The sequence below is a fragment of the Bacteroides faecis MAJ27 genome (assembly GCF_900106755.1).
Taxonomy (GTDB): domain Bacteria; phylum Bacteroidota; class Bacteroidia; order Bacteroidales; family Bacteroidaceae; genus Bacteroides; species Bacteroides faecis.
On sequence record NZ_FNNN01000021.1, the window covers coordinates 1 to 18,822 of the forward strand.

An 18,822-nucleotide genomic window follows, 5' to 3' on the forward strand; every position below is an offset into this window, starting at 1 on the left:
TAGTAAACCAGTTTCTTACGTCCCACTTTGTCGATGATGACAAGCGCCAGGACGGTGGTCAAGGTGTTAACTAGTCCTACGAGAACTTGGTAAAATAAAGAATCCCCTCCGGAAAGGCCTGCATTTTCAAAAATAGAAGGACCGTAATAAAGTACGGCATTCACGCCCATGAATTGACCAAGAATCGCAATGCACACACCAATGATGACTGCCTTAAAAATTCCCGGTTTCATCAGTAAAGCCCATTCAGATTTTGTTTCAGACGTCAAAACGGATTTCGTTTCATTTAATTGACTTGTTGCCTCTGAAACAGAATTATATATTTTCTCTAATATATTGACAGCTTTTTCTTCTTTTCCTTTTACGATCAGCCAACGGGGACTTTCAGGAATGAAAAATATAATAATGAAGAACAACACAGCCGGCAACATTTCCATTCCCAACATTCCTCTCCATACTTCAGTCACAAATATTTTATTCAACCAGTCTATACTCAACTGCGAACCGCTTTGCGCATATCCAAGTAATTGATAATTGACCAGATAAGCTCCGAGAAATCCAACAGTTACCGCCAACTGATACAGAGAAACCAGACGCCCTCTGTACTGTGCCACCGAGACTTCGGATATATATAAAGGAGAGACAATAGAAACGACTCCAATACCCACTCCACCGATAATGCGATAAATAACCAGTTGAGTGAAATCCGCAGAAATAGCACAACCCAAAGCAGATGTAGAAAACAAAACAGCCGAAATAACCATCGTTAATTTTCGTCCCAGTTTGTCACTCAAAATCCCTGCAAAAAGGACACCAACAATAGAACCTATCAAAGCGCATCCCACATACCATCCTTGTTGCAAAGCATCCAGTTGAAAAAGTTGACTAACCTGAGCAATTGTTCCGGAGATGACAGCAGTATCATATCCGAACAAAAACCCTCCTAATGCAGCCACAACAGAAAGGAATATAAGATAGCTAAAGTTAATTGCAGACTTCATATTGTTTATTTTATTTCAAAATATTCTCTATATCTATCATATAAATGTCCGGCCTGCAAATAAGCAGATTGAGGACTCATAAAATGAGAAAACTCGAAGGTAATAGCCTTATCATATCCGGCTCGTTTGGCAGCTTCGAGTTTCATCCGAAGCTTATCAAATTTAATGGGTAGAAAATTAATAGGCATATCACGGTCAAAAGACTCAGCATTTGTCCAGCATTGCATACCATACCTATCTGCTAATTTTTTATTGACAGAGAAGAATGCATCCAATTCATCATAGTCAATATGTCCATCTTGAAAAGCACATGCGTCTACCACCTCATGGATACCATCGAAAATTTCATTCCATTCTTTTTCGTGTTGTTGTACAGAAACCGCATCTTCTCTGGTCAATTTTCCTGTTCCCATGATCGCTTTTTTTCCGTCAATCCACGGAGAGATAAAAGTAGGAAGTCCGTTTGATACATCTTTACATTGCTTTCCCATAGCACGAAAGGCGTCAATGGCTCCTTTCGTTGCCCGGCTAATTTCTCCGCTGATGTACCAGCCTCCAAAACTTTTATACTTCTCTCCGTACATCTTCCACACTTCGTCAATCACATACTTGTTATCCTCAATCTCCCAACTTAAATCACCTGTATCCCAATAACGTCCTGAGTCATATAATCCAAAATAGAATTTCATATTATATTTCTCAGCCAGACGCAAATACATATCCACTAAATCGACTGATGGCATATAACATCCCTTCTTCAATAAATAAGGCGAAGGATAAGTCATAAATTTACGGTAACCGGAACGAATCATGATCACCGTGTCGATACCAATTCTCTTCATGTGCTGAAAATCCAGATCCCATTCTTTCTCACCCCAATTCTGATGAGGAATATCATGAGATATTTCATCCAAAAAGGTTCCTGTAATTTTCAAGCCATTATTTTTAGGAACAATTAATTTGCTTTCCAAATCGCCAGCCTTGTTTATCGGAGAAAGTCCTCCCCTTCCCTCTCCCTCGGCTGCAAATAACGAAGGGGCAACTAAAGCGGAAGCTCCGGCCAGAGCTGCCTTCTTCAAGAAATCTCTACGATTATTAGTTTCCATAGTTTTAATTTTTTTGTTTTTACTTCATATATATGTTAACCTATTGAATATACAGAGTCTCACAAAAACAATTGAGCGGCATTTATATGGTTCAGATATATTTCCCCGTTATGCTCACCTGTTTCTTATTGAAAGGATCTAAAACCTGATCAATCAAAACAGCCATTTCTCCTCTCAAGATATCCCGATTCATATCCAACGTCTGAAATCCGTATGCTTTCCATAGAGTTTCCGGATCAACGGTAACAGCCAGCCTTTCGTTTTCCGCTATTTTCCGGACAAGCTGAACGGCTTCTGCAATACTTAATTTCTCCGTTCCGGTTTTCTTCCATTCATCTTTTGATGCAGGATATACATCAAACAATCCATCCAGTTCGGAAGCGAGTAAAACTGTATCCGCTCTCAGCCAAGTCTGATTAGACCAATCCACGTTCTTCCCTTCTCCTTTTAATATACCGGTAGAGCCAATCCGTTGATAAGACGCAAACTTCACATCCGTCACAGGCACATCCAGATAAGGAAGCAGATATCCTTTTGCATCCAGAATAGCATTCTGGACATCACGGACAGAGACTTCATCAATCTTCTGATTATTTTTTACTGCAAGCGCAGCCAAAGCACCTGCTGCCTGTCCTATCTGCAATACCACCGGCTGTAAACGAGTCGTCCCATTTATGATATTCGATACTGAAATGGATTTTTCGGCAACAATCAAGCCATCAACATCCTTCGGAATCAATGTACCCAACGGTAAACCATAAGAAGGTATCGGATGAAAATAAAGATTAGGTAATTCCTCATAGCCATGATAGCGGGTATGATGATGATCTACAGGATAATCGCCTACTGCGATACAAGTACGATATAGTTTTTCATCTTGTGTATATGGATTCAGAGCGTGATTCAGATTAAAACGAACCAATCCATGAATTCTTCTGGACTCTCTGTGATAAGGAATAAAAGGCAGCTTGTCTTCGGTCGGATATTCGTCATCTGCCAGGCCCAATGTATTGTATCCCAGCTCATGCTGCAAGAAATAGACAAAACACATTGTATAATGTTTGGCATATTCCAAAGCTTTTCCGCGTTCCTCCGGAGACATCTCAATCAGATTGATATAATAATCATTACCTTCTATCGGCCAGTTAATCATATATTTATGATTAGGCAGCTTCCCATAAGTAATCATCATTTCTTTAGACCAGACACGGTCCGGCTCCTTGGGAGTAATACATACCGGATTAGCACACGCACAAGCAAATTCTTTAGGATCATAGCCTTCCGGTTCCGGAATAGTCACATCCTTTCCATAATCCTTCAGTATGGCAACATAAGTGATATCCTGCACAATATTGTTCGGCTTCTCAGGAGCAATATCTTCGTGTGTATCATTTTTGCTCTCCATACCAATGTCATATCCCACTCCGCACATTTTTGCCACATCTCCCAGTTCAGTAGCATCAATCATCACCTTTGACCGGACAGTCTTCATTCCCTGCCCTTCCACATTCACTTTAGCTATCCACTCATCACCCACCCTTTTTACTTCTTCAAGGCGAGTCTGTTTCCAGACTTTCAGATTCTTTTCTGCCGATACCATTTCGTGAAAGATCTTATTTCCAACTGAAGGCTCAAATAATACATTGCTCACCCAGCCTGTCTTCAAGGAATCTAACCCTCCATAATAATCTGACAATCTGTTTTTGAATTCTCCCCAAAGTCCGGCAGGCAATCTATAATTTCCATCGACGGCACTTACACCTGCCGAAGTCAACATCCCACCCAACCAAGTAGTTTCTTCTAAAATTAAGGTATTTGCTCCCATACGGGCTGCCTGAATTCCTGAGGTCACACCACTGGCGCCACCACCTACAATCAGTACATCTACTCTATTATCTCCTGAATTCATACAAGAGGAATAGAATACCACCAGAAATAGCCCACAGAGTGTTTGGAGTAAGTTTTTCATTTTAGAACGATTTGGTTACAACACTTCTTAATTAATATCACGACACAAAGATAGCTATATTTATTAAATAAACAATAGATAATAAAATATTTTATTAATAAAGTTGATTTTAGCACTATTATTCATTAATAGAGGAAATATATTTATCATTTTAGAGGATAACTCACTATAATACATCATCATATAAAAAGATTTCAAATAATTATCTATAATAGATTCCCTTCTCTATGGGAAATCAACAAACCATATATAGAGATTCAATTCTAATTTTTTCGTCGCAAAACTCTTTATTTAATAAAAAAATTAATTATCTTTGTGGATATTAGAAAATAAGTAAGACGTATGAACCAACAATTTTTGAAAGAAATAGAAATGGGCTCCAAAAATGCCCTAGTTAAAAAGAGGATTATTACACATTATATATATAATGGAAGTTCCACCATTCCCGATCTTTCAAAAGAGCTGGACTTAAGTGTGCCCACTATTACCAAATTTATTGGCGAGATGTGTGAAGATGGCTACATTAATGATTATGGGAAACTGGAAACCAGCGGAGGACGCCATCCGAATCTCTACGGACTGAATCCGGAATCCGGTTATTTTATAGGTGTAGACATAAAAAGATTTGCTGTCAATATCGGGCTAATCAACTTTAAGGGTGATATGGTCGAACTTAAAATGAATATCCCTTATAAATTTGAGAACTCGATAGAAGGAATGAACGAGTTATGCAAGCTCATTCTCAACTTCATAAAAAAGCTTCCTATTAATAAGGAGAAGATTTTAAATATCAATGTCAATGTATCGGGACGTGTCAATCCGGAATCCGGCTATAGTTTCAGCCAGTTCAATTTTGAAGAACGCCCGTTAGCGGATGTTCTATCAGAAAAGCTTGGCCATAAAGTGACCATTGACAATGACACCCGTGCCATGACTTACGGAGAGTATATGCAAGGATGTGTAAAAGGAGAAAAAGATATTATTTTCGTCAACGTCAGCTGGGGAGTCGGTATCGGAATCATTATCGACGGCAAAGTTTATACCGGAAAATCAGGATTCTCGGGAGAATTCGGCCATGTTAATGCATACGATAATGAAATCATTTGCCATTGCGGCAAGAAAGGATGCCTGGAAACAGAAGCATCCGGCTCTGCCCTTCACCGTATTCTTCTGGAACGCATCCAAAGTGGAGAAAGTTCTATCCTTTCTACCCGAATATCCGGAGAAGAAGATCCTATTACGCTTGACGAAATCATCACAGCCGTCAACAAGGAAGATTTGCTTTGCATTGAGATTGTCGAGGAAATTGGGCAAAAACTGGGCAAACAGATTGCAGGATTAATCAATATCTTTAATCCGGAACTGGTCATTATAGGCGGAACAGTATCTTTAACAGGAGATTACATCACCCAGCCCATCAAGACAGCGGTACGCAAATATTCACTCAATCTGGTCAATAAAGATTCTGCCATCATTACGTCCAAATTGAAAGATAAAGCAGGCATTGTAGGCGCATGTATGCTGGCACGCAGCAGAATGTTCGAAAGCTAAACCACCGCTACTTTATGCAAAGAGTTATGGCAGAGGACGATTTTAAATTAAAGCTCAAAAAATATTCAGAATCCTTTTGTTTTCTCAAATAAAGCTGTAATTTTGCACACCGTAAACGAGAGACAAACCGCCGCTATAGCTCAGTTGGTAGAGCAACGCATTCGTAACGCGTAGGTCGCCAGTTCAAGTCTGGCTAGCGGCTCTTGACAATAAAGCGCTAACTACAGAATAGTTAGCGCTTTTCTTATTAACCCCCAAAGCAAATCGCATGAAACGAGGTAAGAGCAGGAGATTATTTAAGAAGAAGAAGTCACATTCCAGTCAGAGATTAGGATGTATCATTGCCGTCATTGTACTCATTCCCATTTGTTACGGGCTCTATCTGTACTATCAGCAATACAGTGTCCAGCACAGCAGTAGTCAGAATCAGACAGAAACATCAGTTTCCCGCCCCATCCCTTCCGACAAAGATTTGGAAATTCCCGTTTCATCAGTTCCCCGTCAGGAACAGATCATTCATCACAAGGGATATACGGTTTCCTACAATAAAGATTTGAAAATTCCGAATTGGGTTTCTTATGAGCTGACCCGTCAGGAAACAAAAGGAAAAGAAAAGAGAAGCGACAACTTCATTGCCGACCCTTTAGTAAAAGGTACAATTGCAACCAATGCGGATTATGCACGTTCGGGATATGACAAAGGACACATGGCACCTGCTGCCGACATGAAATGGAGCCCTGAAGTCATGAAAGAATCCTTCTATTTCAGCAATATGTGTCCGCAACATCCACAACTCAACAGAAGGGGCTGGAAAAATCTGGAAGAAAAAATAAGAGACTGGGCGATAGCCGATAGTGCTATCATCATTATATGCGGACCTATCATCAACCAGTCATCCCGGACTATCGGAAAAAACAAAGTAGCAGTACCCGAACGGTTCTTCAAAGTAGTCCTCTCTCCTTTTGTCAAGCCGGTCCGTGGCATCGGGTTCTTATTCAACAACAGACAAGCGGTAGAGCCGCTTTCCACCTACGCAGTGACAATCGACAGCATCGAGAAGCTGACCAACATGGACTTCTTCTCTCCCTTGCCCGATGAAATAGAAAATGAAGTAGAAGCCAATGCCGATTATTACCAGTGGCCTCACTGACATCCGACAAATTCAGCCGGATTTCAACTATTCATCACTGAAAGGAATCGCTCCTATCCAAAATCTTCCTATCTTTGACGCAATTTTTAAAGTAACGTCTCAAAATGAAAAAGAAAACAAGGAATATCTTATTATCCATTCTGATCGGAGCCTTCCTTCTGTGCGCCATTGTCGGAGGAACAGTCTATTATTATCTGTTCGCTCCGCAGTTTCATCCTTCCAAAACAGTCTATGTATATATAGACCGGGATGATACGACAGATTCTATCTACAATAAGATCAGGCAAACCGGTCATGTCAACCAATTCACCGGCTTCCTCTGGATGGCAAAATATAAAAAACTGAATCAAAACATACACACCGGACGTTATGCAATACGACCGAATGACAACGTATATCATGTATTCAGCCGACTTTCCAGAGGTTATCAGGAACCGATAAACCTCACTATCGGAAGCGTGCGGACATTAGACCGGCTCGCACGGAGTGTCGGCAAGCAACTAATGATCGACTCCGCCGAGATAGCCCGCCACTTATTCGATTCCACATTTCAGGCAGAAATGGGATATACACCGATCACTATGGCTTGCCTCTTTATCCCCGAAACCTATCAGGTATACTGGGATATGAGCGTCGACGAGTTCTTCAAACGTATGCAAACAGAACACCAACGATTCTGGAACGACGAACGCCTTGCCCGGGCAACCGCCATCGGCATGACACCGGAAGAAGTCTGCACCCTCGCCTCCATTGTTGAAGAAGAAACCAACAACAATGAAGAAAAGCCAGTGGTAGCCGGCTTATACATCAACCGCCTGCACACAGATATGCCACTACAGGCAGACCCGACCATCAAGTTCGCCTTACAGGATTTCGGCCTGCGACGCATCACCAATGAACACCTGAAAGTCAATTCCCCCTACAATACGTACATTAACACCGGATTACCTCCGGGCCCCATCCGTATCCCTTCTAAAAAAGGATTGGACAGTGTATTAAACTACACGAAACACAATTACATCTACATGTGCGCGAAAGAAGATTTCTCCGGTACCCACAATTTCGCATCCAATTATGCCGATCACATGGCAAATGCAAGAAAATATTGGAAAGCACTTAATGAAAGAAAGATTTTCAAGTAATTTTGTGATAAAACGAGCTAAAAAGGCTATCTTTGCGCGATAGAATAACAAACTGTGATCAACACTAATAAAGGAAATATATGAGCAAGCAACTCTTACTTGGCGATGAAGCCATTGCACAAGCTGCACTGGATGCCGGACTTTCAGGTGTATATGCCTATCCCGGTACTCCTTCAACTGAGATTACTGAATATATCCAAATGGCGCCTATAACCACTGAGCAGAATATACATAACCGTTGGTGTGCCAACGAAAAAACTGCCATGGAAGCTGCACTGGGTATGTCATTTGTAGGCAAACGTGCCTTAGTGTGTATGAAGCATGTGGGCATGAATGTGGCTGCAGACTGCTTCGTCAATTCTGCCATCACAGGTGTGAAAGGGGGACTGATTGTGATAGCAGCCGATGATCCCAGCATGCACTCTTCACAGAATGAGCAGGACAGCCGTTTCTACGGGGACTTCTCCCTGATACCGATGTACGAGCCCAGTAACCAGCAGGAGGCATACGACATGGTATACAACGGATTCGAATTCTCAGAAAAGACAGGCGAACCGATTTTAATGCGCATGGTTACCCGTCTTGCACACTCCCGTTCCGGAGTAGAGCGCAAAGAGCAGAAACCGCAGAATGGCATCTCATTCAGCGAAGATCCCCGCCAGTTTATCCTATTGCCGGGAAATGCCCGTAAACGCTATAAAGCATTACTTGCACGCCAGGATGAATTCATCAAGGCTTCCGAAGAGTCTCCTTACAACAAATACACAGACGGTCCTAACAAAAAACTGGGAATCATCGCTTGTGGTATCGGTTACAACTATCTAATGGAAAACTATCCCGAAGGTTGCGAATACCCGGTACTTAAAATTGGCCAATATCCATTGCCTAAAAAGCAATTGCTGCAACTGGTTGAATCCTGCGACGAAATTCTGGTACTGGAAGACGGACAACCATTCGTAGAAAAGCACCTGAAAGGCTATCTGGGCATCGGTATCAAAGTAAAAGGACGTCTGGACGGCACACTGTCACAAGACGGAGAATTAAATCCGGACTCTGTAGCACGCGCAGTCGGCAAAGAAAACAAATCCGAATTCGGCATACCTTCTGTAGTAGAAATGCGCCCTCCCGCACTGTGCGAAGGATGCGGGCACCGTGATATGTACATCACACTGACAGAAGTACTTAAGGAAGAATATCCTTCCCATAAGGTATTCAGCGACATCGGTTGCTATACCTTGGGAGCAAACGCTCCGTTCAACGCAATCAATTCATGCGTAGACATGGGTGCTTCCATCACAATGGCGAAAGGTGCGGCTGACGGAGGTCTTCATCCGTCCGTTGCCGTTATCGGTGATTCCACCTTTACACACTCCGGAATGACCGGCTTACTGGACTGTGTCAACGAAAATGCCAACGTCGTTATCGTCATTTCAGACAATGAGACAACAGCAATGACCGGCGGCCAGGACTCTGCCGGCACAGGACGCATCGAATCCATCTGTATCGGTCTGGGAGTCGATCCCGCCCATATCCGTGTCGTTGTTCCATTGAAAAAGAACCACGAGGAAATGAGACAGATCATACGCGAGGAAATCGAATACAACGGCGTATCCGTCATCATCCCGCGCAGAGAGTGTATCCAAACATTAGCACGCAAAAAAAGAAGTAAGTAAGCCATGAAAAAAGACATTATACTATCAGGAGTAGGTGGACAGGGAATTTTATCCATCGCTACAGTAATCGGTAAAGCTGCTTTGAAAGAAGGACTTTACATGAAGCAAGCAGAAGTACACGGAATGAGCCAGCGTGGTGGAGACGTTCAATCCAACCTCCGCATCAGCGACAAGCCGATTGCTTCGGATCTGATACCATCCGGCAAATGCGACCTTATCATTTCGCTGGAACCGATGGAAGGTCTGCGCTATCTTCCTTATCTCAGTTCGGAAGGCTGGCTGGTAACCAACGAAACTCCGTTCGTCAACATCCCCAATTATCCGGAAGAAGACAAAGTAATGGCTGAAATCAATAAATTGCCGCACAAGATCGTACTGAATGTGGATAAAGTGGCAAAAGAAGTAGGTTCTGCACGGGTCGCCAATATCGTTTTGCTGGGGGCAACCATTCCATTCCTCGGTATCGATTATGAGAAGGTGCAAGACAGCATCCGCGAAATCTTCCTGCGCAAAGGAGAAGCAATTGTCGAAATGAATCTTAAAGCACTGGCTGCCGGCAAGGAAATTGCAGAAAAGCTAATGCAATAACTATCACAATCATGAGTACACAATACTGGGAAGAAGAAATTGAAACCATGAGTCGCGAGAAGTTGCAGGAACTGCAGCTTCAGCGACTCAAAAAAACGATTAACATAGCCGCCAACTCACCTTATTACAAAGAGGTCTTCAGCAAGAACGGCATCACCGGAGACAGCATCCGGTCATTGGACGATATCCGCAAAATCCCTTTCACCACTAAATCGGACATGCGCGCCAACTACCCCTTCGGACTAGTGGCAGGCGACATGAAAAGCGACGGTGTACGTATCCACTCTTCCAGTGGAACCACAGGAAACCCGACAGTCATCGTACATTCACAACATGACCTCGACTCGTGGGCCAATCTGGTAGCCCGTTGCCTTTATATGGTAGGAATCCGCCAGACAGATGTCTTCCAGAACAGTTCCGGATATGGGATGTTTACAGGTGGACTGGGCTTCCAATATGGCGCGGAGCGTCTTGGCTGCCTCACCGTACCTGCCGCTGCCGGAAACAGCAAACGGCAGATAAAATTCATCAACGACTTTAAGACAACCGCTTTACACGCCATTCCGAGCTACGCTATCCGCCTTGCCGAAGTGTTTCAGGAAGAAGGAATCGATCCGAGAGAAACAACTCTGAAAACCTTAGTGATCGGTGCCGAACCACATACCGACGAACAGCGCCGGAAAATAGAACGGATGTTGAATGTGAAAGCATACAACAGTTTTGGTATGACGGAAATGAATGGTCCCGGCGTTGCCTTCGAATGTCAGGAACAGAACGGAATGCACTTTTGGGAAGATTGCTACCTGGTAGAAATCATCGATCCCGAAACAGGCGAACCTGTTCCCGAAGGAGAAATCGGTGAGTTGGTACTCACTACACTTGACCGTGAAATGATGCCGCTCATCCGCTACCGCACCCGCGACCTCACCCGCATACTACCCGGAAAATGTCCGTGTGGCCGTACTCATCTCCGCATCGACCGAATCAAAGGACGCAGTGACGATATGTTTATCATCAAGGGAGTCAACATCTTCCCGATGCAGGTCGAAAAGATTCTGGTTCAGTTCCCGGAATTAGGCAGTAACTATCTGATTACACTGGAGACAGTCAACAATCAGGACGAGATGATCGTCGAAGTGGAACTAAGCGATCTTTCTACAGACAACTATATCGAACTGGAAAAGATCCGCAGAGATATTATCCGTCAATTAAAAGATGAAATACTGGTTACTCCAAAAGTAAAACTGGTAAAGAAAGGGTCTCTCCCGCAAAGCGAGGGAAAAGCCGTCAGAGTGAAGGACTTAAGAGACAACAAATAAATATTCAAATAGCCGATGTGCTAATATGCCAACCCAATACTGCGTGATATCAGTAACAAATGGCATATTAGCACATTATTTAATTATTAGATTATAATGCAATTACTAAAAAAAAGAATCCTGCAGGACGGAAAGTGCTACGAAGGAGGTATCCTGAAAGTAGATGGTTTTATTAATCACCAGATGGACCCTGTCCTGATGAAATCAATCGGAGTAGAATTTGTCCGCCGCTTTGCAGCCACAAACGTAAACAAGATCATGACTATCGAGGCAAGCGGCATCGCTCCTGCCATCATGACCGGCTATCTGATGGACTTACCGGTCGTATTCGCCAAAAAGAAATCACCCAAGACCATTCAGAACGCACTAAGCACTACCGTACATTCATTCACTAAAGACCGTGATTATGAAGTGGTAATCAGTGCCGATTTTCTGACTCCCGGTGACAATGTCCTTTTCGTTGACGACTTCCTCGCTTATGGAAACGCCGCACTAGGCATTCTCGACCTCATAGAGCAATCCGGAGCAAAATTGGTAGGAATGGGATTCATTATCGAAAAAGCTTTCCAAAACGGGCGCAAAATACTGGAAGAGAAAGGCGTCAGGGTAGAAAGCCTTGCCATCATCGAAGACCTGTCCAACTGCTGTATCAAAATAAGAGATCAATAAGCAGAGTCGGGGTTGAAATAATGCCCCTTGCCTTTGGTCTTTTTACCATACTGCACCGCTTGCTGAGGACACACATGATAACATGCCAGGCAGGCGGTGCAGTTATTCCCCCAGGCAGGCTTTCTGTCCTTCATCGTGATATTCCCTACCGGACAACTTTTCTCACACCGTTTGCATCCGATACAGTCGTCCGTAGCATAGAAAGGCTTGGGAGACATCTGATAACGGACAAATAACGGATTTATAATCCGTGTCTTGAGAAAAGGGAAACTCCCCTCTTTACAAGCAAACACATATTCCTTTTCGGCTATCAACCGATTGACCCTTTCCAGCGCCGGAACCGCTTCCGCCAGTTTCTTCTCTTCCAACTCCTTGCTATCCACATCAAATCCGGGAAACAAGACATAGTTATTGGGCATAATCACCGAAAATCCGGCATTACACGTCCATCCCTTCGCAGCCAGTGCTTTTTCCATCACCTGCCGAGTCAGCCCCGTATCATCTCCACACGAGCACACGAAAAACAAATATTGCCGCCGATAACCTTTCAAAGACAGCTTACGAATAAACTCCTGTACAATCACAGGAGGCGCCCACGAATATACCGGAAAGACAAAACCGATCTTCTCATCCTCCCGCAGAGAGAACTCCCATGTATCATTCTTCCATGCATCGGGAATAAAAAACAAATCTTCTTGTTGTTTTTTGGAAAGCTGATTCGCAATCCATTTAGAGTTACCTGTACCTGAAAAATAGAATATCATAGAAAAGTATATAAAAAAGCCGCATCGACGATGTGATGAAACTCTGATAGAACAAGATTTGAGCGCTCGCCCTCTTTGTAATCCACCGGCTTAAAAGCTGTCCCGAAGGATGTGGCCCGCCATTGAAGAACGAAGCTTTCTCGGTGCATCAGATTAATTTGAAGAGTTTCCCGATCCAGTCGATACGGCTAATATTTTTGTATCACAAATGTAATAAGATTCTCTGAGAATAGCAAGAAAAAGAAAGAATTTGTTTGCCTACTAACATTTTTTTTTCATCCTTTCTCTCCGCCTAACAAAAGAAAAGTGCCAGTTACCGCTTCGATAACTGACACTTTGTAAATCCTAAACGATTGAAACTTAAGCAGCTTTTGCTTTAGCAACCACAGCTTTGAAAGCTTCCGGATGATTCATTGCTAAATCAGCCAAAACCTTACGATTTATTTCAATACCGGCTTTGTGCAAACCGCCCATCAATTTAGAATAAGACATTCCTTCAAGACGTGCAGCAGCGTTGATACGTTGTATCCAAAGAGCGCGGAAGTTTCTTTTCTTATTTCTACGGTCACGGAACGCGTAAGTCAAACCCTTTTCCCAAGTGTTTTTAGCTACGGTCCATACATTTTTTCTTGCACCAAAGTAACCTCTGGTTAATTTCAAAATTTTCTTTCTTCTTGCTTTTGAAGCAACATGATTTACTGATCTTGGCATAGTTTTACTTTTTTTGAATGTTAGCGCCGTTACTTCACGCAACGAACTTCAGGCTAAAGCATTCGGTTAATACTTTAATAATACTTTGTACGCTTTTGATTACTTCATTGCTAAGAGTTCCTTAACCTGGCTTACATTTGTTGTATCAACAGTTGTTGAGTAGCACAGATTTCTTTTTCTCTTTTTCGATTTCTTAGTCAGAATGTGACTGTGAAAAGCGTGCTTTCTTTTGATTTTACCTGTTCCGGTAAGGGTAAACCTTTTTTTAGAACCGGAGTTAGTCTTCATCTTTGGCATCTTACTTGTTTTTAAAATTATTAAATATATAATGGTGACGCACTATACCTGCGCGCCACGCACTCATTCTTTTTTATTCTTCCTCGCCTGCTTCCGGCTTTTCAGCCTTTTGCCCCGGAGTTACCGGTTTGGAAACTGAAGGCTTCTTAGGCGCTTCTTTCTTCTTCGGAGAGAGCTGGATTGTCATACGCTTTCCTTCCAGTACCGGCATCTGATCCACCTTTGCATAATCCTCGAGATCGTTGGCAAAACGAAGCAGCAACACTTCACCTTGTTCCTTGAAAAGGATGGAACGCCCCTTAAAGAATACATAAGCCTTTACCTTATCCCCGTCTTCCAGAAAGCCTCTGGCATGTTTCAGCTTAAAGTTGTAATCATGATCGTCAGTCTGAGGTCCGAAACGGATTTCCTTCACGTTCACTTTAACCTGCTTCGCTTTCTGCTCCTTCTGGCGTTTCTTTAATTGATAAAGAAATTTAGAGTAATCAATAATACGACAAACAGGAGGTTGAGCATTGGGGGAAATTTCAACTAAATCCAGTTCTTTCTCTTCGGCCATTTTCAAGGCCTGAAAGATAGGATATACTTTCGGTTCAATCTCGTCGCCCACGATGCGGACTTCTTTGGCACGAATCTGTTCATTGATTCTATATTGCCCTTTTAAAGTGTCATTCTTCATTAAAAACGTTTACTTCCTAGTTTGATTTTTTATTGTTCTACTAAATATTTATCATGAAACGGCTGCAAAGTTACCATTTATTTATCATATTCTGAACTTCTTCGTTCAAAATTTTAGCAAATTCTTCATATTTCATGGTTCCTTTGTCGCCTTCCCCTTGTCTGCGAACAGAAACTTCACCATTTTCAGCTTCTTTTTCACCTACAATCAGCATATAAGGAATGCGTTTCATTTCATTGTCACGGATCTTACGCCCGATCTTTTCGTTGCGGTCGTCCACAATAGCGCGAATCTCATGCATTTTCAGATACATCTTCACCTGTTCCGCATACTCATTGAACTTCTCACTGATCGGCAGGATAGCCACCTGATCCGGAGTCAGCCACAACGGGAACTTACCGGCAGTGTGTTCGATCAGTACGGCAACAAAGCGTTCCATTGATCCGAACGGTGCGCGGTGAATCATTACCGGACGGTGTTTCTGGTTGTCAGATCCCATGTATTCCAGTTCAAAACGTTCCGGTAAGTTATAGTCTACCTGAATCGTTCCCAGCTGCCAACGGCGACCGATAGCATCTTTTACCATAAAGTCGAGCTTAGGACCATAGAAAGCGGCTTCACCGTACTCAATCTTCGCCGGCAGACCTTTTTCCTCACAAGCTTCGATAATAGCCTGTTCAGCTTTCTCCCAGTTGTCGTCGCTACCGATATATTTTTCACGGTTCACTTTATCACGGAGTGATATCTGAGCCTCGAAGTTCTGGAAATTCATTGAACGGAACACGATAGAAATGATATCCATCACACGGAGGAACTCATCTTTCACCTGATCCGGACGGCAGAAAATATGCGCGTCATCCTGAGTAAAGCTGCGTACACGAGTTAAACCGTGAAGCTCACCACTTTGTTCATAGCGGCATACCGTACCGAATTCTGCGATACGCAACGGAAGATCCTTGTACGAACGCGGGAAATTCTTGTATATCTCGCAGTGATGCGGACAGTTCATGGGTTTCAGGAAGTACTCCTCTCCTTCTTCCGGAGTATGAATCGGTTGGAAAGCATCCTTACCATATTTTGCATAGTGGCCGGAAGTTACATACAACAGCTTGTTGCCGATTGGCGGAGTAATTACTTCCTGGTAGTCATAGCGTGTCTGGATACGGCGCAGGAACTCCTGTAGGCGCAGACGCAACGCAGTACCTTTCGGCAACCACATCGGAAGTCCCTTACCTACCGTTTCGGAGAACATAAACAGCTGCATTTCCTTACCGATCTTACGGTGGTCACGCTTCTTGGCTTCTTCCAGTAATACCAGATATTCATCCAGCATTTTCTTTTTCGGGAATGTGATACCATAGATACGGGTCAGCATCTTACGGTCTTCGTGACCGCGCCAGTAAGCACCGGCAACTGTTGTCAGCTTGATAGCCTTAATCGGAGCAGTCGTCATCAAGTGAGGACCACGGCAAAGGTCAGTAAATGCACCCTGAGTGTAAGTGGTAATATGTCCGTCTTCCAGTTCGGAGATCAATTCACATTTATACGTTTCGCCACGGTCGCCGAACATTTTCAGAGCGTCCGTCTTCGAAATGCTTTCTCTGACTACCGCTTCTTTCTTTGCCGACAATTCAAGCATCTTCGCCTCGATAGCAGGCAGGTCACTTTCTTTAATCACGGCTTCTCCCGGGTCTACATCATAGTAGAAACCGTTTTCGATAGCCGGTCCGATACCAAACTGGATACCCGGATAAAGTTCCTGCAAAGCTTCAGCCAGCAAGTGAGCGCTTGTGTGCCAAAATGCATGTTTACCTTCTTCATCATCCCATTTATAAAGTACGAAATCAGCATCTTCATTAATAGGACGTCCTAAATCATAAGTCTCGCCGTTCACGCCACATGCCAGCACATCCTGTGCCAAACGTGAACTGATACTTTCTGCAATCTGTAAACCGTTCACTCCTTCGTTATACTCACGAACGGAGCCATCGGGAAATGTTATCTTTATCATAATATGATGATGTTATATTTTCATAATTAGCATGCAAAAGTAACGAAATCTTTTGAGTTTTCTATTTTTTATCAAAAAAATGTTATTCTGCCTGTTCTGTGAAACGTTTGATCACGTTGTAAGCAGAAACAACTCCCAGTTCGCCGGCTTTGCTCAAATCAGAGATTCCCGCCTTATTGTTACCCAAGAAAATATGCGTAAGGCCCCGGTTGAAATAAGCGTCCGCAAAGTCCGGAGCCAGCTGAATCGCCTTATCATAGTCGACAATCGCAGCCCGGTAATCCTTCAGCATAGCCGCTACATTGGCACGATTATAATAAGCGTAAACAAAGTCCGGAGCCAGCGTGATCACCTTGTCCAAGTCTTTTCTGACCACTTCATAATCCACCGCACTCACTTCCTTGGCAGCACCGCCGCTCGGCAAGTCCGCTTCGGCAGCCTGTTCAGCCTTCTGGTATTCCAGTTGCTTACAACGAATCAGCGAGCGCATGAAATAAGCCGGGAAGAAATCGCCGTCCAGCAATATAGCCTGAGTCAGGTCGGCAACCGCACTGGAGAAGTCCTGCACCAGATAAAAATCAATGGCACGGGCAAAACGCTTCGGAGCACTTTTGTCATCGGCTACAATAGCCGAGGTGTGCGTGTCTATCAAGGCAAAATGGAATTTCACCTGTTCTTCTGTCAGCGGAGCTTCCATATTGGTGATACGGATACGCTTCGGCAGTACATTCGACAGATTCAAATCTTCGATAAACTTGTGGAAATTCACCGAACGCTTCACTTCACTCGACTTCTCATAATAAGTCAGAGCAAACATCGGCTCCAGTTTAATGTTCACATTCTTATCCTGTACCCGTCCGCGGTAATCACTTGTATAGCGCTGGTCAGCTTCAGAATCATCGGCAATCACAATCTTACGATAGTTGTTCATGTTCTTATCAGACTTCTTACGAGTTTTTCCTTCCTCGCCTTCGTCTCCATTCTCGCCGTTCTGATTCTCCTTGTCCTTATTCTGGGCAACGTCTTTGTCCGCTACTCCATTCTGCTTGTCAAGCTGCGCCTTCAGCAGTTTAAAGTCATCCTGTTCCGCCCCCTTCTTGTCGCCGATCTTCTTGCGGGCTTCCGCACGATGATAATATCCTGCGAGGAAGTTCGGATACTGGTCGATAACTGTCGTATAGTCCTTGATAGCCCCACGGTAATCTCCCGTCTGTGCACGAAGCAACGCACGGTTGAAGATAGCCATCATATTATCCGGTTCCATCTGGATCACAAAATCGAAGTCTTCGATGGCACGGTTATCATCCCCGACACGGGCACGGAGCAAACCACGGTTATAATGTCCGATAAAGTTGTTCGGATCAATATCCAAAGCCAGATCATAATCGCTCATGGCCCCTCTCAGATTATTCTGATGAAATCTGGCCAAAGCACGATTAATATAATTTCCCGCATTCTTCGCGCTCAGATGAATCGCACGGTCCAGATCCGCTTCCGCCTCTGCATAGTTCGCCTGCTGCAAGCGGACGATAGCTCTTGCCGACCAGGCATCCGGATCATACTTATCCAGTTCGAGAGCCGTATTAAAGTCCTTCAATGCCGCAACCGTATCCTTCTGCTGCAAAGAGACCTCTCCCCTCATCAGATAAGCACGTGTATATCGCGGAGAAACCTTCAGCAAGCTTTCCAAATCCTCCTTTGCCGCATCGTAATCCTTTTTCTGAATATGAGATAAGGTCAGATTATGCCACAAAGTGATATTTTCGGGATCATAGTGCAATGCTTTCTGATAATCTTCGATCGCTCCGTCAAATTTATTCTGACGAATCCGCGCCAATCCACGAACCTGATATGCCCCTACAACAAACGGATTCCGCTTGATTGCTTCATTACAATCCGCTTCCGCTCCCTGGTAATCTTCCAGGTTCACCTTTGCCAGCGCCCTGAAAAAATAGGGCTCATACAAATAGGGCTTCGCGTTAATTACCTGGTTGAAATACTGGATAGATAGCACATAGTCCTCAAAATACAATGCATTGCGGGCAATAGTCATCACCCGCTCTGTATTAATCTGAGCACAAACCAGTGTGGGGAACAGCAATAAAACTGTTAGTATTCTTTTTATCATTGATATTTTATGCTTGTAAACGAAACAAAAATAATGCTTTTCGCTTACTTAACAGGGATATAAA

16 protein-coding genes and 1 tRNA gene are annotated in these 18,822 nt (G+C 43.5%); 8 read left to right on the forward strand and 9 right to left on the reverse strand.

Features of this window, described 5'->3' with window-relative positions:
- The 3 genes from BLW31_RS17005 to BLW31_RS17015 form a co-directional block, all read right to left on the reverse strand.
- A partial coding sequence (locus BLW31_RS17005) for a sugar porter family MFS transporter (protein WP_074759628.1) occupies positions 1-1,001 on the reverse strand: 1,001 nt, incomplete at its 3' end.
- 5 nt (positions 1,002-1,006) lie between these two features.
- The gene (locus BLW31_RS17010; protein WP_010537713.1) at positions 1,007-2,107 is read right to left on the reverse strand and encodes a DUF4434 domain-containing protein; all 1,101 of its coding nucleotides are present in this window, start codon (positions 2,105-2,107) and stop codon (positions 1,007-1,009) included.
- A 91-nt stretch (positions 2,108-2,198) separates the two neighbouring features.
- The gene (locus BLW31_RS17015) at positions 2,199-4,076 is read right to left on the reverse strand and encodes an FAD-dependent oxidoreductase (RefSeq protein ID WP_010537712.1); all 1,878 of its coding nucleotides are present in this window, start codon (positions 4,074-4,076) and stop codon (positions 2,199-2,201) included.
- 342 nt (positions 4,077-4,418) lie between these two features.
- Here BLW31_RS17015 and BLW31_RS17020 point away from each other — a divergent pair, with 342 nt between their 5' ends.
- The 8 genes from BLW31_RS17020 to xpt all read left to right on the forward strand — a co-directional run bounded on the left by BLW31_RS17020 (position 4,419) and on the right by xpt (position 12,168).
- A complete protein-coding gene (locus BLW31_RS17020) occupies positions 4,419-5,627 on the forward strand; it encodes an ROK family transcriptional regulator (protein ID WP_010537711.1) in 1,209 nt (402 codons plus the stop codon).
- 129 nt (positions 5,628-5,756) lie between these two features.
- Positions 5,757-5,829, forward strand: a tRNA-Thr gene (locus tag BLW31_RS17025).
- Positions 5,830-5,895: 66 nt separating this feature from the next.
- Positions 5,896-6,777, forward strand: a complete 882-nt coding sequence (locus BLW31_RS17030; protein WP_010537710.1) for a DNA/RNA non-specific endonuclease — start codon at positions 5,896-5,898, stop codon at positions 6,775-6,777.
- A gap of 104 nt (positions 6,778-6,881) precedes the next feature.
- Positions 6,882-7,919: an endolytic transglycosylase MltG gene (mltG, locus tag BLW31_RS17035; protein WP_010537709.1), complete on the forward strand. Its 1,038-nt coding sequence runs from the start codon at positions 6,882-6,884 to the stop codon at positions 7,917-7,919.
- Between the two features lie 80 nt (positions 7,920-7,999).
- Complete coding sequence (locus tag BLW31_RS17040) at positions 8,000-9,592, forward strand: thiamine pyrophosphate-dependent enzyme (protein ID WP_010537708.1); 1,593 nt, start codon at positions 8,000-8,002, stop codon at positions 9,590-9,592.
- Positions 9,593-9,595: 3 nt separating this feature from the next.
- The gene (locus BLW31_RS17045) at positions 9,596-10,180 is read left to right on the forward strand and encodes an indolepyruvate oxidoreductase subunit beta (RefSeq protein WP_010537707.1); all 585 of its coding nucleotides are present in this window, start codon (positions 9,596-9,598) and stop codon (positions 10,178-10,180) included.
- 11 nt (positions 10,181-10,191) lie between these two features.
- A complete protein-coding gene (locus BLW31_RS17050) occupies positions 10,192-11,499 on the forward strand; it encodes a phenylacetate--CoA ligase (RefSeq protein ID WP_010537706.1) in 1,308 nt (435 codons plus the stop codon).
- Between the two features lie 96 nt (positions 11,500-11,595).
- A complete protein-coding gene (gene xpt / locus BLW31_RS17055; protein WP_010537705.1) occupies positions 11,596-12,168 on the forward strand; it encodes a xanthine phosphoribosyltransferase in 573 nt (190 codons plus the stop codon).
- Here the strand turns inward: xpt and BLW31_RS17060 are convergent.
- The 6 genes from BLW31_RS17060 to BLW31_RS17085 all read right to left on the reverse strand — a co-directional run bounded on the left by BLW31_RS17060 (position 12,162) and on the right by BLW31_RS17085 (position 18,758).
- Positions 12,162-12,932, reverse strand: coding sequence for an EFR1 family ferrodoxin (locus tag BLW31_RS17060; protein ID WP_010537704.1), 771 nt, complete (start codon positions 12,930-12,932; stop codon positions 12,162-12,164). The genes xpt and BLW31_RS17060 overlap by 7 nt on opposite strands.
- 360 nt (positions 12,933-13,292) lie before the next feature.
- The gene (gene rplT / locus BLW31_RS17065) at positions 13,293-13,643 is read right to left on the reverse strand and encodes a 50S ribosomal protein L20 (RefSeq protein ID WP_004297540.1); all 351 of its coding nucleotides are present in this window, start codon (positions 13,641-13,643) and stop codon (positions 13,293-13,295) included.
- Between the two features lie 99 nt (positions 13,644-13,742).
- A complete protein-coding gene (rpmI, locus tag BLW31_RS17070) occupies positions 13,743-13,940 on the reverse strand; it encodes a 50S ribosomal protein L35 (protein WP_004297539.1) in 198 nt (65 codons plus the stop codon).
- A 73-nt stretch (positions 13,941-14,013) separates the two neighbouring features.
- The gene (gene infC / locus BLW31_RS17075) at positions 14,014-14,619 is read right to left on the reverse strand and encodes a translation initiation factor IF-3 (protein ID WP_010537703.1); all 606 of its coding nucleotides are present in this window, start codon (positions 14,617-14,619) and stop codon (positions 14,014-14,016) included.
- A gap of 70 nt (positions 14,620-14,689) precedes the next feature.
- Positions 14,690-16,630, reverse strand: a complete 1,941-nt coding sequence (thrS, locus tag BLW31_RS17080; protein ID WP_008766072.1) for a threonine--tRNA ligase — start codon at positions 16,628-16,630, stop codon at positions 14,690-14,692.
- An 82-nt stretch (positions 16,631-16,712) separates the two neighbouring features.
- Positions 16,713-18,758 (reverse strand): tetratricopeptide repeat protein, encoded by a 2,046-nt coding sequence (locus tag BLW31_RS17085; protein ID WP_022302403.1) that lies wholly within the window; start codon positions 18,756-18,758, stop codon positions 16,713-16,715.
- Positions 18,759-18,822 lie beyond the last annotated feature (64 nt).

Bases quoted from the DNA above. Each gene is read 5' to 3' on its own strand.
- BLW31_RS17010 (WP_010537713.1), bottom strand. From the start codon at position 2,107: ATGGAAACTAATAATCGTAGAGATTTCTTGAAGAAGGCAGCTCTGGCC.
- BLW31_RS17015 (WP_010537712.1), bottom strand. From the start codon at position 4,076: ATGAAAAACTTACTCCAAACACTCTGTGGGCTATTTCTGGTGGTATTC.
- BLW31_RS17020 (WP_010537711.1), top strand. From the start codon at position 4,419: ATGAACCAACAATTTTTGAAAGAAATAGAAATGGGCTCCAAAAATGCC.
- BLW31_RS17030 (WP_010537710.1), top strand. From the start codon at position 5,896: ATGAAACGAGGTAAGAGCAGGAGATTATTTAAGAAGAAGAAGTCACAT.
- mltG (WP_010537709.1), top strand. From the start codon at position 6,882: ATGAAAAAGAAAACAAGGAATATCTTATTATCCATTCTGATCGGAGCC.
- BLW31_RS17040 (WP_010537708.1), top strand. From the start codon at position 8,000: ATGAGCAAGCAACTCTTACTTGGCGATGAAGCCATTGCACAAGCTGCA.
- BLW31_RS17045 (WP_010537707.1), top strand. From the start codon at position 9,596: ATGAAAAAAGACATTATACTATCAGGAGTAGGTGGACAGGGAATTTTA.
- BLW31_RS17050 (WP_010537706.1), top strand. From the start codon at position 10,192: ATGAGTACACAATACTGGGAAGAAGAAATTGAAACCATGAGTCGCGAG.
- xpt (WP_010537705.1), top strand. From the start codon at position 11,596: ATGCAATTACTAAAAAAAAGAATCCTGCAGGACGGAAAGTGCTACGAA.
- BLW31_RS17060 (WP_010537704.1), bottom strand. From the start codon at position 12,932: ATGATATTCTATTTTTCAGGTACAGGTAACTCTAAATGGATTGCGAAT.
- rplT (WP_004297540.1), bottom strand. From the start codon at position 13,643: ATGCCAAGATCAGTAAATCATGTTGCTTCAAAAGCAAGAAGAAAGAAA.
- rpmI (WP_004297539.1), bottom strand. From the start codon at position 13,940: ATGCCAAAGATGAAGACTAACTCCGGTTCTAAAAAAAGGTTTACCCTT.
- infC (WP_010537703.1), bottom strand. From the start codon at position 14,619: ATGAAGAATGACACTTTAAAAGGGCAATATAGAATCAATGAACAGATT.
- thrS (WP_008766072.1), bottom strand. From the start codon at position 16,630: ATGATAAAGATAACATTTCCCGATGGCTCCGTTCGTGAGTATAACGAA.
- BLW31_RS17085 (WP_022302403.1), bottom strand. From the start codon at position 18,758: ATGATAAAAAGAATACTAACAGTTTTATTGCTGTTCCCCACACTGGTT.